The sequence below is a fragment of the Streptomyces hygroscopicus subsp. hygroscopicus genome (assembly GCF_030269125.1).
GTDB classification, from domain to species: Bacteria; Actinomycetota; Actinomycetes; order Streptomycetales; family Streptomycetaceae; genus Streptomyces; species Streptomyces hygroscopicus_C.
Genome location: NZ_BSSM01000004.1, coordinates 310272 through 322994, shown reverse-complemented (window position 1 = coordinate 322994; position 12723 = coordinate 310272). Strand labels below are relative to the sequence as shown.

At 73.8% G+C, this 12723-nt stretch carries 11 protein-coding genes; 3 read left to right on the top strand and 8 right to left on the bottom strand.

Annotation, left to right across the window (positions count from 1 at the left end):
- Positions 1–5: 5 nt before the first annotated feature.
- A complete protein-coding gene (locus QSK45_RS12255) occupies positions 6–1277 on the bottom strand; it encodes a Dyp-type peroxidase (protein WP_285556038.1) in 1272 nt (423 codons plus the stop codon).
- Between the two features lie 9 nt (positions 1278–1286).
- Complete coding sequence (locus QSK45_RS12250; RefSeq protein ID WP_285556036.1) at positions 1287–1868, bottom strand: copper chaperone PCu(A)C; 582 nt, start codon at positions 1866–1868, stop codon at positions 1287–1289.
- 139 nt (positions 1869–2007) lie between these two features.
- On the opposite strand from QSK45_RS12250, the gene QSK45_RS12245 reads away from it, so the two are divergent.
- A complete protein-coding gene (locus QSK45_RS12245) occupies positions 2008–2634 on the top strand; it encodes a copper resistance CopC family protein (protein ID WP_285556034.1) in 627 nt (208 codons plus the stop codon).
- Between the two features lie 1020 nt (positions 2635–3654).
- Here QSK45_RS12245 and QSK45_RS12240 read toward each other — a convergent pair.
- Genes QSK45_RS12240 through QSK45_RS12220 form a run of 5 tightly spaced genes read right to left on the bottom strand, consistent with a single transcriptional unit; the run spans position 3655 to position 8924 of the window.
- Complete coding sequence (locus QSK45_RS12240; protein WP_285556032.1) at positions 3655–4461, bottom strand: ABC transporter ATP-binding protein; 807 nt, start codon at positions 4459–4461, stop codon at positions 3655–3657.
- On the bottom strand, positions 4458–5444 hold the full coding sequence (locus QSK45_RS12235) for an ABC transporter ATP-binding protein (RefSeq protein WP_285556030.1): 987 nt from the start codon (positions 5442–5444) through the stop codon (positions 4458–4460). The genes QSK45_RS12240 and QSK45_RS12235 overlap by 4 nt, the downstream gene beginning before the upstream one ends.
- Positions 5445–5449: 5 nt before the next feature.
- Complete coding sequence (locus QSK45_RS12230; RefSeq protein WP_285556028.1) at positions 5450–6349, bottom strand: ABC transporter permease; 900 nt, start codon at positions 6347–6349, stop codon at positions 5450–5452.
- Positions 6346–7299, bottom strand: coding sequence for an ABC transporter permease (locus QSK45_RS12225; protein ID WP_285556027.1), 954 nt, complete (start codon positions 7297–7299; stop codon positions 6346–6348). The genes QSK45_RS12230 and QSK45_RS12225 overlap by 4 nt, the downstream gene beginning before the upstream one ends.
- On the bottom strand, positions 7296–8924 hold the full coding sequence (locus QSK45_RS12220) for an ABC transporter substrate-binding protein (RefSeq protein WP_285556024.1): 1629 nt from the start codon (positions 8922–8924) through the stop codon (positions 7296–7298). Before QSK45_RS12220 ends, QSK45_RS12225 begins: the two co-directional genes overlap by 4 nt.
- Before the next feature lie 130 nt (positions 8925–9054).
- Between QSK45_RS12220 and QSK45_RS12215 the strand changes: the two genes are divergently transcribed.
- Positions 9055–10146 carry a LacI family DNA-binding transcriptional regulator gene (locus QSK45_RS12215; RefSeq protein WP_285556022.1) on the top strand — a complete coding sequence of 364 codons (1092 nt, stop codon included), beginning with the start codon at positions 9055–9057 and terminating at the stop codon, positions 10144–10146.
- Here QSK45_RS12215 and QSK45_RS12210 read toward each other — a convergent pair.
- On the bottom strand, positions 10113–11747 hold the full coding sequence (locus QSK45_RS12210) for an amidohydrolase (protein ID WP_285556021.1): 1635 nt from the start codon (positions 11745–11747) through the stop codon (positions 10113–10115). The genes QSK45_RS12215 and QSK45_RS12210 overlap by 34 nt on opposite strands.
- Before the next feature lie 97 nt (positions 11748–11844).
- On the opposite strand from QSK45_RS12210, the gene QSK45_RS12205 reads away from it, so the two are divergent.
- Complete coding sequence (locus QSK45_RS12205) at positions 11845–12555, top strand: TetR/AcrR family transcriptional regulator (RefSeq protein ID WP_285556020.1); 711 nt, start codon at positions 11845–11847, stop codon at positions 12553–12555.
- Positions 12556–12723: the final 168 nt, after the last annotated feature.

The window sequence follows — 12723 nt, the reverse complement described above, 5'->3', positions numbered from 1 at the left end:
CGGCTCTACCCCAGCAGGGATTCGCCGATCCAGCCGCCGGGAGTGCAGCCGGGCGGGACGGCGAAGACGGCGGAGCCGACAGGGGTGGTCCACTGGTTGAGGAGGTCGGAGGCCGCGAGGTTTCGCTGGATGGGCAGGAACTGTTCGCCGATGTCGCGCTGGAAAGAGGCGAAGAGCAGCCCGGTGTCGGGGCGCCCGTCCGCGGCCGGGGCGTCGTCGTAGTTGTAGGGGCGGCGGAAGATGCGCTGCCGGTCCTCGCTCACGCGGGCCAGCCGTATGTGCGCGAACTCGGAGATGACCGGGAAGCCGAGCTCGTCCTTGGCGTCGAAGTCGGGCAGGTCGGTCTCGGCTGTGCCGGTGAGCGGGGCGCCGGTCGCCAGCCGCCGGCCGACCGTGAATTCCTTGGCCCGCGTGTCGGCGGCGTCCCAGGTCTCCAGCTCCATGCGGATGCGTCGCAGGACGAGGGTCGTACCGCCGCCCCGCAACCAGTCGGGTCCGGCGTCGCTCCACACGGCCCGGGTGAAGACGTCGCCGCCGGGTGCCGGATTGGCGGTGCCGTCGAGCTGGCCCATGAGGTTGCGCTGGGTGGCGCCGTCGTCCTGGATGCCGCGTCCGCGGCGGAACCCGCGCTGTGTCCAGCGCAGTCGGGCGAACGTGCGGGCATCCTTGGTGAGCATCCGCTGGGCGTGCGCGACGGTGAGGGGGTCGTCGGCGCAGATCTGGACCAGCAGGTCGCCGCCACTGAAGCGGTCCTGGAGCCGGTCCATGGGGAAACGGGGCAGGGGTGTGAGCGAGGCGGGCCGCTGGTCCTCCAGCCCGGCGGCCCGGAAGAGGCCGGGGCCGAACCCGAACGTGACGGTCAACCTGGCCGGCAGAACAGCGAGTTCCCCCTCGGTGTCGGCCAGGGCCGGCTCGCCCTGGGTGAGGCGTGCTGCGTCGTCGGTGAGCAGCCGCATCATCCGGCCCAGTCCCGCCCGGTCCACCTCCCTGGCCAAGTCGAAGCCGAGGAAGACGGCGTGAGCCTGGGCCGGGGTCGCGATCCCCGCCTGGTGCCTGCCGTGGAAGGCCACCTTCTGCGTGCCGTACGTGGCGTCGTCCTGGCGCCGCGCCCGGCCGGAGGCTTCGCCGGAGCCGGTGGCCGCGGCGGCGCCGATCCCGGCTCCGGCCAGGGCCGAGCCGACGGTGAGCGCGCCCCCGGCCAGCAACCGGCGGCGGCTGACCGCGGCCGTGCCACCGGACGCGGAGGGCGTGGAGGGCTGGGTGGGGATCTTGTCCATGGCGGGCCCTCAGCCCTTCTTCATGCCGGGGCTGTAGTTCTCCTTGCCGCCCGCGAACGCCTTGGCGACGGCGGTGAACCGCAGCGTCCGGCCGTCCTGGAACGTCAGGGTCACGGCGATCTCGTCACCCGGCTTCACCGCCTTGGCCAGGCCCATCAGCATCAGATGGTCGCCGCCCGGCTGGAGCTGGTGGCTGCCGCCCGCACGGATCACGAAGCCGCCCTCCTTCGGGCGCATCACCGGCTTGCCGTCCACGTCGACGACTTCGTGCAGCTCCGTCTTCTCGGCCACGGTCGAGGTGGCGGACACGACCGTGACCTTGCCGCCGGTGGTGTTGACCAGGGTTCCGAAGACGGCCGTCCTCCCGGAGTCGGCGGCCTTCACCCACGGGTCCTTCATCGTCACCGGTGCCGCCGCGGCCTTGGCAGGCGCCGTGGTGGGGGCATCCGTACCGGAGTCGGAGGCGGAGGACCCGCTCGTGCCGCAGCCGACGAGGGCGGTCAGGCATATGGTCGCTGTCGCCGTGGCGGCGGCAAGGACGCGCGGGCGGGGGCGGCGCCCCGAGGTGGAATGGGTTGTCGTGGTGCGCATGGCTTCGTCGGCCTCCGGCTCGGTTGCGGCATCGGTCCCGCAGTCACACCAGTAGTCGTGCCGCACCGGCGGTGAGTTCCCGGACGGGCGCGGCAAAGTCCCGGGAACTTTCCGGGGGTCGCGGCCGACGTACTGGTATGTGAAGCACCGAACCGTTTCCCGCCCGGTCTGCCTGTCGCTCCTCCTGGCCCTGCCGCCGGCCGCACTGGGTGTCCTCCTGCCGGCGTCACCGGCGTGGGCGCACGCACAGCTGCTCGACTCCAGCCCGGCCGCCGACTCGGTCGTGGCCAAGGCGCCGACGGCCCTCACGCTGAGCTTCGACAGCCCGGTGAAGCAGCGGTACACGACGGTCGTGGTCACCGGCCCGGACAAGGCGTCCTACAGCGACGGTGCACCACGTGTGGTGAACGGCGACGTACGGCAGGACCTCAGGCCCCTGCCGACGGGCAGGATCCAGGTGACCTGGCAGACCGTCGCGGCCGACGGGGCTCCGCTCCAGGGCCGGTACACCTTCACCAGCACGGACACCGCAACAGCCGCCTCCGCCCGGCCCGCCTCCCCACCCACCGCGAAACCGTCCCCGCCCACGGCGCCGGCGCCGTCCTCGCCCGCACGACCGGTGGCGACGGCGAGCTCCGGCGGCACCGCCGACTGGCCCTGGTGGGCGGCAGCGGGTGCTCTGGTGGCGGCCTCGGTGGCGCTCCTGGTCTTCGGTGTCCTGCGCTCCGCCCGCTCGGCGAGCAGGAGCGACCGCGGGCGGCACTGAGCGCCGGCCCTGCCCCCGGGCGGACCGGCACCGGTGCCCGGCCGCGGCACGGGGGCAACCGGGCCGCCCGAGCTGGGCGGCGATGTGCTTGACCCACTTGTCGGCCGGGGGGATGGGCGGCCCGGTCGGAGAAGCGCCCTCGCCGTGAGGTCGGCTCCCCTGGTCCGCCGAGGACAGCACCGGCAGACCCGGCGAGACGGCCGTCGATCCGGCCGGCGACACGCCGTGCGGAGCCCGCTGCTCAGCCTCGGTGTCCGCGAGCGGCCGGCTGGTCCGGCCGCCGCTCGGCCGAAGAGGGCGGCGCCGGTCGGCGACATCGAGGAGCGCGTCCGCGCCCTCACGGGGAGCGGCCAGACCAGTGCGCGCATGGCCGCAGAGGTCGGGCCGCGTCCGGACGGGGGCGACCACCACCTCGCGCCACCGTCCCGGTGCTGCGCAGTGACCAGGCGCTGGTCGCACCCGCGCCCCCACGAAGGGCGTTCCGGCCCCGCCCTGCCTCCCCCACCGGCCGAACCGCCGCCTCCGCGTCGGCCCCGGGGTTGCCGTGCGAGGCGGATCGGCGCTGATCGTCCCGTGGACCGCGCGAGGCGGATCGGCGCTGAACGTCCCGTGGGCCGTGCGAGGCGGATCGGCGCTGATCGTCCCGTGGACCGTGCGATCGGAGCGCGGCACCGGGTAGCCACCGTCGCTCGCGCGGCTTCGGCGCCGGCAAGAAGCCCGGCTGCCGGGCGGCACCTGCTCATCGACAGCCTCGGAGTCGTCCCGGACGTCCTGAGCCGCAAGGCGCCCGGAGCGAAGCCGTCCTCAGGTGGGCGACGACCACACTCACGAGCCGCCGCCTCGCGGCTCGGCACCGAGGCGCCCCGCTCCGATGCGCGGCGCGAAGCGGCCCGGCCTCCTCCCGGCCGGCTGGCCCCCGCCACCAGCCGGCCGCGGGGCCCTGCCGCGGACCTGGCCGCGAAGGCCACCCGCGTCACGGTCCCCGGACGCCGCGCGACCTCCTCGGCGCCGGCCCGCCGTCTACGTCGCCCGCGCCGGCGACCCGTGCCCCGGGTCCCAGCCCCGGCGAGGCACGGAAGCCAGGAGCAGCCGGGTGTACGGGTGCTCCGGGGCGTGCAGGACGTGGGCGGCGGGGCCGCTCTCGACGACCCGCCCCGCCCTGAGCACCAGCACCGCGTCGGCGATGTGCCGGACCACGGCCAGGTCATGGGTGACGAACAGGTAGCCGATACCCGCCTCGCGGCGGATCGTCGCGAGCAGGTCGAGGATCTGCGCCTGGATGGACACATCGAGTGCCGCGACCGCCTCGTCCAGGACGAGGACCCTCGGCTCCACCGCCAACGCCCGTGCGATGGCCACGCGTTGGCGCTGGCCGCCGGAGAGCCGACGTGGCAGGACCGCGGCCTCGCGGGCGCCGAGGCCGACCTGGTCGAGCAGTTCGGCGACCCGGGCGCGGCGGGCGGTGGCGTCGAGCGCCGTGTGCAGCCGGAGCACCTCGTCCAGGCAGCCGGACACCGTCACCCGCGGGTCGAGCGAGAGGTACGGATCCTGGAAGACCATCTGGATCTCCCGGGCACGGGCCAGCCGTTCGGCCCGGTTCCGGGGCCGTGCCGACCGGTCCCGGCCGTCCAGGCGGACCGTGCCGCCGTCCGGCCGCTCCAGTCCGACGAGCATGCGCACCGTCGTGGTCTTGCCGCTGCCGGACTCGCCGACGATCGCGAGTGAGGCGGCGGGGGCCAGCGTGAACGACACGTCCTCGACGGCCGTGTGGTCCCCGTACCGCTTGCGCAGCCCCTCGACGACCAGTCCCTTCGATGGCGCGGTCACCACGTGATCCCTTCGTCGGCACGGTGGCAGGCGGCGAGGCCGTCGCCGTACGGAGCGAGGGCAGGCGTCTCCTCGCGGCAGCGCGGCAGCGCGTGGGCGCAGCGCGCGGCGAAGGCGCACCCGGGCGGCGCCTCGGCCAGCGAGACCGGGCGGCCCGGGATCGGGCGGGGTGCCGGTGCGCCCGCCTCGATGCGGGGGGTGCAGGCGAGCAGGCCCGCCGTGTACGGATGGCGCGGCCGGTCGAACAGCTCGTCCGTGCCCCGCGCCTCGACGATCCGGCCCGCGTACATCACGTACACCCGGTCGCAGACGGCCGAGGCCAGCTCCAGGTCGTGGGTGACGAAGAGCAGGCCGGTGCCACGCTCCACCCGCAGCCGGGTCAGGATCGCGATGATCTCCGCCTGGGTGGTGACGTCGAGGGCGGTGGTCGGTTCGTCCGCGACGAGCAGCGCCGGTTCGGCGGCGAGCGCCGCGGCGATCACGACCCGTTGGAGCATGCCGCCGGAGAACTCGTGCGGATGCCGGCGCAGCGCGCCGCGCGGGTCGCGGATGCCGACCGCGGTGAGGAGTTCCTCGGCTCGGGCGGTCGCCGCGGGGGCCGGGGTCCCGGCCGCGCGCAGCCCCTCGGTGAGGAAGTCGCCGATCCGGCGCAGCGGGTTCACGGAGGCCCGCGGGTCCTGGAAGACCATCGCGACCTGCCGGGTCCGCAGCGCGATCAGCTGGGTGCGGTCCATGCCCAGCACGTCGTGTCCGCCGACCCTGACCTGCCCGCTGACGCGCGCGCCGCCGGGCAGCAGCCCGAGAACGCTGCGGCAGGCCACCGACTTGCCGGAGCCGGACTCACCGACCAGGCCGACGGTCTCCCCGGGCCGTACGTGCAGGCTGACGCCGTCGAGGAGGGGCCGGGCCGCGTGGTCGGCCGCGAGACGGACCCCCAGCTCGTCGATCCGCAGGACGGGTTCCGGTTCCGTACGCCGCGTCATGCCGTTCACCGTTCCCGCCGGGAGATCCGGTCGGCGAGTCCCTCGCCGACGATGCCGAACGCCACCACGGCGAGCACGATGCACGTGGACGGCGCGAGGGCGGGCAGCATCGCCCCCTGCTGGATGGCCGACTGGCCTTCGTTGATCATGGCGCCCCAGTCGGCGGTCGGCGGCTGCACGCCGAAGCCCAGGAAGGAGAGCGCCGCCAGGTCCATCAGCGCGTAGCCGAAGTTCATCGCGGACTGCGCGAAGATCGTCGGGGCGATGTTGGGCAGCAGACGGCGTACGCAGACCGTCCAGCCGGACCAGCCCTGCACCCGGTACGCCTCGATGTACGGGCGTGCCTTCTCCTGCCGGGCGATTCCGCGCACCAGGCGCCCCGCGTACGGGGTGTAGGCCACGGCCATGGCGATCACCGGCGCGGTCATGCCGGAGCCGACGACCGCCACCAGCAGGATCGCGAGAAGCAGACCGGGGATCGCGAACGCCATGTCCATGGCGCGGGACAGCAGCGCATCCGCCCAGCCGCCGCGCCAGGCCCCGACCAGTCCGAGCAGCGTGCCGAGGAGCGTGGACACCCCGACGACCAGCAGCGGCCCGAGCAGTCCGGTGCGGGCCCCGTGGATCAGCCGGGACAGGATGTCCCGCCCGGACTGGTCGGTGCCGAGCAGGTGCCCGCCGCTGGTTCCGGTCAGGCTCGCCGAGAGGTCCACGGCATCGGGGTCGTACGGGGCGAGGAGGGGGGCGAGCAGGGCGACCAGGACGAGGACGGCGAGCACCGCGACCGAGGCGGTGAACAGCGGGCCCCGGCCGAGCTCGCGCAGTCTGCCCAGGCCCGGTCGGCGGCGCAGCGCGTCGGCCGCGCCGCCGGCCGCCGGGGCTGCGGAGGGTGTGGTGCCGGTCATGAGGAGCCCTCCCCGTGGAGCGAGAGCCGCGGGTCGACGAGCGGGGCGAGCAGGTCGACGGCGAAGTTGACGAGGACGAAGGCCGCCACGCTGAGCAGGGTGATCGCCTGGACGACCGCGAAGTCCTTCGCGGTCACCGACTGCACGAGCAGGGAGCCGAGACCGGGTACGTCGAAGGCGGTCTCCACGATCGAGGTACTGATCAGGAGCCCGGCGAGCATCGTGCCGCCGACGGTGACGACCGGGCCGAGCGCGTTGCGCAGCACGTGCCGACGCACCACGGACCGCTCCGCGACACCGCGGGCGCGCGCCACCTCCACGTGCTCGCGGCCCAGTTCGTCGAGCATCGCCGACCGGGTCACCCGGGCGAGCAGGCCCGCGAAGGTCAGTGCCAGCGCGAAGGCGGGCAGCGTCAGGTGGTGGAGACGGTCCCCGAGGCCGGACGAGGTACCACCCGGTCCCGGGAACCAGCCCAGCCGTACGGAGAAGAGCGACACCAGCGCGATGGCGGTGACGAACGACGGGGTCGCCGTGGCCACGCCGGTGCCGATGAGCACCGCCCGGTCCAGCGGGCCGGGCCGCAGCGCGGCCAGGACCCCGCCCGCCAAGCCGAGCACGGCGACGAGCACGGCCGCGTACCCGACGAGCAGGGCGGTGCCCGGCAGCCGGGAGCCGATGAGGCCGGCGACGTCCTGGTGGAACTGGGCGGAGCGGCCGAAGTCGCCGTGCAGAACGCCGCCGAGCCACTTGAGGTACTGCACGGGCAGCGGGTCGTCGAGGTGGTACCGGGCGCGCAGGGAGGCCACGGCCTCCGGGGTGGCGGGGCGGCCGTGGAGCAGGAACGACACCGGGTCGCCGGGGGCGAGGTAGAGGGCGCCGAAGACCACGACGGAGGTCACGAGGAGCACCGTCACCAGGCCGAGGAGGCGTCCGACGAGGTAGCGGGTCATCGCTTCGCGGCCCCGATCGTCGCCGCCCACGGGTAGTACAGCTGGGCGATTCCGGTGGGCGCGCCGGTGATCCGCCTGCTGAGGAAGACCGAGTAGGGCGCCTCGTACAGGGGGATGATCGGCAGCTCGCGCAGCGCGATCTTCTGCAGGCGTGCGGTGAGGTCGGTGCGCGCCGCGGCGTCCGGCTCGGCGTTCGCGCGGTCGAAGGCGGCGTCGAACTCGGCGTTCGACCAGTTGCCGTAGTTCCCGAAGTCGCCGGTGCGCAGGTACTGGTAGAACTCCAGCGGGTCGGGGGTGTTGTCATAGCCGTTGGTGAGGACCAGGTCGAGGCCGGCTCGGGCCTTCGGGTCGACGAAGATGCTGCTGTACGCCTCGGGCGCGACCGGCTCCAGCTCGACCTTCAGACCGATCTCCTTCGCGGCGGCCTGCACCGCGAGGGCGACGACGCTGATCTCGGGGGCGAGCGAGCTGGTGGCCATGACGATCCTGCGCCCCTTCGCGCCGGCCTCCTCGACGAGCGCGCGGGCGGCTTTCACGTCGTACTTCGGCTCGGGCAGCGAGTCGAAGACCGCGGCGCTCCTCCTCGGGTCCAGCTCCCATGCCCCGCGGGCCGCGGGGGCTTTGGCGGGAGCGCCGACGCCGCCGGCCGCGGCCTTGATGATGTTCCTCCGGTCGAGCGCCAATGACAGTGCCCGGCGGACCCGGACGTCCTTGAGGGCGCCCTTGAAGTTCAGCACCGCGAGGTCCGCGGTGGCGGTGTTGGGGCCGAAGAGCAGCCTGCCCGCGGCGCTGGAGCGCAGCTGCGCGATCGAGGAGGACGGCACCATGTACCCGCCGTCGGCCGTCCCGGACCGGAAGGCGTTGACCCGGGCGGCCGGGTCCTCGATGAAGGTGAACGTGACCCTGCTGGTCTTCGGGACGAGCCTGGGGTCCCAGTACCCGTCGTACTTCTTCAACGTGATGCTGTCGCCCTGCGCCCAGCGGTCCAGCGCGTACGGGCCGGTGCAGTTCACCTCGCCCTTCGGGGTTCCGTAGGTCTTGCCGGCCTTGGCGAGTGTCGCGGCGCTCTCCACGGTGCCTGGCGAGGCGGCCATCAACTCGGGCAGCAGCACGTCGGGTCTGGACAGCCGGATCGTCACCTGGAGCGGGCCGGTCTTCTCGATGGCGGAGACGTTCTTGAACACCGAGGCCCAGGGGGATCCGGTGGCCGGGTCGGTGTGCCGCTTCAGGGAGGCGACCACGTCGTCCGCGGTCATGGTCGTCCCGTCGTGGAACTTCACCCCGGGGCGCAGCGTGTAGACGAGGGTGTGCGGGTCGGGCCGGTCGAACTTCTCCGCGAGGCCGGGCTCGATCCTCATGTCCGGGGTGACGCGCATGAGTTGCTCGCAGACATTGGCGAGCACGGTGTTGGGCGGGTAGTCGTACGCGAGGGCGTAGTCGAGCGTGTACGGCTCCGCGTACAGGGACCAGGTGATCGAGGGCAGCGGGCCGCTCGCGGCCGGCGAGGTCGGCCCGACCTCGTATCCGGAGCCGTCGGTGTTCCGTGTGGCGCCGGAACAGGCAGTGGCGGTGGCCGCGAGCGCGGCCGTACAGGCGGCGAGCGCGATGGTTCTGGGCATGCGCATGCAGACCCACCCCTTTACGGGTGTAGTGAAGGGCGCTGGGGGATGGAGCGAGTATTGATGCGGGAACGTTCCCGCACAAGGCTCTGCGGGAACGGTTTTCCAGAGGTCACCGGGGTGGCAGCATCACCCCATGACCGATGTTTCACGGCACGGCGGGCAGCCCTCGCGGCCCGCCCCGCGGGTACGGCTCGTGGACGTGGCCCGCGAGGCGGGCCTGTCCAAGACGACCGTCTCGGCGGCACTCAACGGCACGGGACGGCTCTCCGCGGAAGTGCGGGAGAAAGCCCGCGAGACCGCGCGCAGAATGGGTTACCGACCCCATCCCACCGCGCGCCAACTGCGTTCGGGCCGGGCCAGGTTGATCGGCTACGTCGTGGGGGAACTCGCCGACGCGCCGTGGACGTTCCTGGAGTCGCCCTACTTCGCCCGGCTGACCGGCGCCACCGCCGCGACCGCGCTGGAGCGCGGCTACGCCGTGGTGCTGCTGCCTGTCGGCTCGCTTCAGGGCGAGTGGGCCGAACTGCCGCTCGACGCGGTGGTCGTCGCCGACCCCGTCGCCGAGGACCGGATCGTCGACGACCTGCTGGCCGCCCGGATCCCGGTGTTCAGCGACCGCTCCGTGGAGGGGCGGCCCGGCGCGCACTGGGTCGACGTGGACGCCGGTGAGGCCGTCCGCGCGAGCATGGAGCACCTGCGTGAGCAGGGGGCGCGGCGACCCGCGCTCGTCGCGCCCGACAGCACCACCCGGTTCCACACCGCCGTGTTCGCCGCGTACCACGAGTGGTGCGCCGAGCACGGCGTGCCCGAACGGGTCGTGCGCGCGCAGGCGCCCGGCAACGGTCCGGTCGTCCGCGCGGTCGAGACCGCCCTGGCGGGGGGACCGGCCGGCGGGGAGGAGCGGCCGGACGCGCTGTTCGTCGTGGCCGAGGCCAGCCCGCCGCTCGTCCTGGACGCGGCTCGCCGGCTCGGCTACCGGGTCCCCGACGACCTGCTGCTCGTCTGCGTGAGCGAGGACACGACCGCCCCGCACACCGTGCCGCCGGTGACGACGGTGAGCCTGCGGCCCCGCGAGGTCGCGCAGGCCGGGCTCGAACTCCTCGTCGCCGTACTGGAGCACGGCCGCCAGGAGCCGTCCGGGACGCTCGTGCCGACCACCCTCGATGTTCGGGCCTCCTCGGTCCGGCACGGTCAGACCGCGTGGACGAGCCGGCCGCCGACGTAGGTCCGCTCGACCCTGGCCCCGGCGATCTCCTCCGGCGGCGCGGTGAGGATGTCACGGTCGAGGACGACGAGGTCGGCGAGATGACCGGGGACCAGGCTGCCGGTGTCGTCGAGGCGGTTCACATGAGCGGAGCCGGCCGTGTACGCGGCCAGCGCGCTGGGCAGGTCGAGGCGATGTCCGGGGAGGAAGACCCGCTCGTCCCCGGTCTCCGGGGCGCGGCGGTTGACCGCGACGTGGATGCCCTCCAGCGGCGCGGGGCTGCTGACCGGCCAGTCGCTGCCCGCCGCCAGGGTCGCTCCGGCGCGCAACAGGCCGCCGAAGGGGTACTGCCAGGCGGACCGTTCGGGCCCGAGGAAGGGGATGGTGAGCTCGTCCATCTGCCGTTCGTGGGCGGCCCACAGCGGCTGGATGTTGGCGATCGCCCCGAGCCGGGCGAACCGCGCGATGTCGTCCGGGTGGACGACCTGGAGATGTGCCAGGTGGTGGCGGTTGCCGCGGCGGCCGTTCGCCCTCACCGCGGCCTCGACGGCGTCCAGGGCCTCGCGCACGGCGCGGTCGCCCAGCGCGTGGAAGTGCACCTGGAAGTCGAGGGCGTCGAGTTCCGTCACGTACCCGCGCAGCGCCGTGGGGTCCACGAAGCTGATGCCGGTGTTGGTGGTGGCGCAGCCGCAGCCGTCCAGATACGGGGAGGACAACGCGGCGGTGAAGTTCTCCGCGATGCCGTCCTGCATGATCTTCACCGAGTCGGCCCGGAACCAGCCGTGCCGCAACTCGGCGCGCTTGGCGACCAGTTCGTCGATCTGCTCGGCACCGCGCTCCCGGTCCCACCACAGCGCACCGGTGACCCGGGCGGTGAGCGAGCCGTCGCGGGCGGCGGTCAGGTAGGCGTCCGACGGGTCGGACATGCCGCCGAAGGAGCCGAGCAGCGCGTCGTGCCAGGCCGTGACGCCGAGCGAGTGGAGCAGCTTCTGGGCCCGCAGCAGACCGGCCAGCCGGTCCTGCGGCGTGGTGGCCGGCACCAGCCGGGCGACCAGCCCGATCGCGCCCTCCTGGAGCACGCCCCCGGGGGAGCCGTCCGCCTCCCGCTCGATCCGGCCGTCGACCGGATCGGGGGTGTCGGCGCGGATCCCGGCCAGTTCGAGTGCCCGGGTGTTGGCCCACGCGCCGTGGTGGTCCCGGTTCGAGAGCAGCACCGGGCGGTCCGGCACGACGGAGTCGAGCAACTGCCGGGTGGGCAGGCCGCCGTCGAAGCTCTCCATCGACCAGCCGCCGCCGGTGATCCAGGCACGGTCGGGATGGGCGTCCGCGTATCCGCGGATCAGGTCCAGGTACTCCGTGACGCCGACCGTGCCGGACAGGTCGCACTCGGCCAGCTCCCGGCCGCCGGCGACGGCGTGGACGTGGGCGTCCTGGAACCCTGGGAGCAGCAGCTTCCCCGTCAGGTCGACGACCTCGGTGCCGGGCCCCACGAGCGCCAGCACCTCGTCGTGGCCGACGGCCGCGATCCGGTCGCCGACCACGGCGAGCGAGCTCGCCCGGGTACGGGCCGGATCGACCGTGAAGACGGGACCTCGTGTGAAGACCAGATCGGCGGTTGCCATGGTCGGCTCCCAGTGTTTGAGACGGCGGGCTTGGTAGGCGTCATGGAAGTGGGACGGCCGTTTACACGTCAATGGTGTTGACGTAATGTCCCGGGGCATGACCGAGCGCGTGGTTCCCGAAGGCAGGCGTCAGCGCCGCCGCCCCACCAAGCAGGGCGCCGTCCTGTCGGAGGCGCTGATCGTCGAGACCGCGTTGCGCCTCGTCGCGCAGCACGGAGCGGAGGCGCTGTCGGTACGGCGGCTGGGCGCCGCGCTGGGCGCCGATCCCAGCGCGCTCTACCGCTACTTCCGCAACACCGACGCCCTGTTGCTCGCCCTCGCGGACGAGCTGATCGGCCGCGCGCAGGACGGCTGGACGAGCACCGGCGACTGGCGCGCCGACCTACGGGCGATCGGGCTGCGGATCCACGCCTCGTACCAGTCGAACCCGCAGGCCGCGCTGCTGGCGGCGCATCGCACCACCGGGCGGCCGAACGAGACCCGGGCGGTCGAGACGATCCTCGGCATCCTGCGCTCCGGCGGCTTTCCGGACCCCCTCGCGGTGCGGATCTACCACGCGTTCGTCGACCAGGCGCTCGCCTTCGCCGCTCAGGACGCCGCCGCGCTCGCGCTGCCGAAGGCGGCCCGGCGCGCGGACGAGGAGGTATGGCAGGAGGTCTACGGCCGGCTGCCGTCCGACACACACCCGAACATCGCGGCGACCTTGCCGCTGCTCGCCGCCGACATGCGCACCAGCGGATACCCCTACGCCCTGGAGTTGATGCTCGACGCGGTCGCGGCGCTCCGCCCGGCGGCGGGCGGCGGCTGACGGACCGTCACCCGCAGGGCGGCGGGTGGACTCAGCCGGTGACCAGCCCCGTGGAGCCCGGCGGTCGGCGCTCAGACGGCGACGTTCGCCCTCTTGGCGACGCTCCGTTCCGGCCCGAACGCCGCATTGACCCTGCTCCCGCCCGGGACGGACTGCGACGTGAATCTG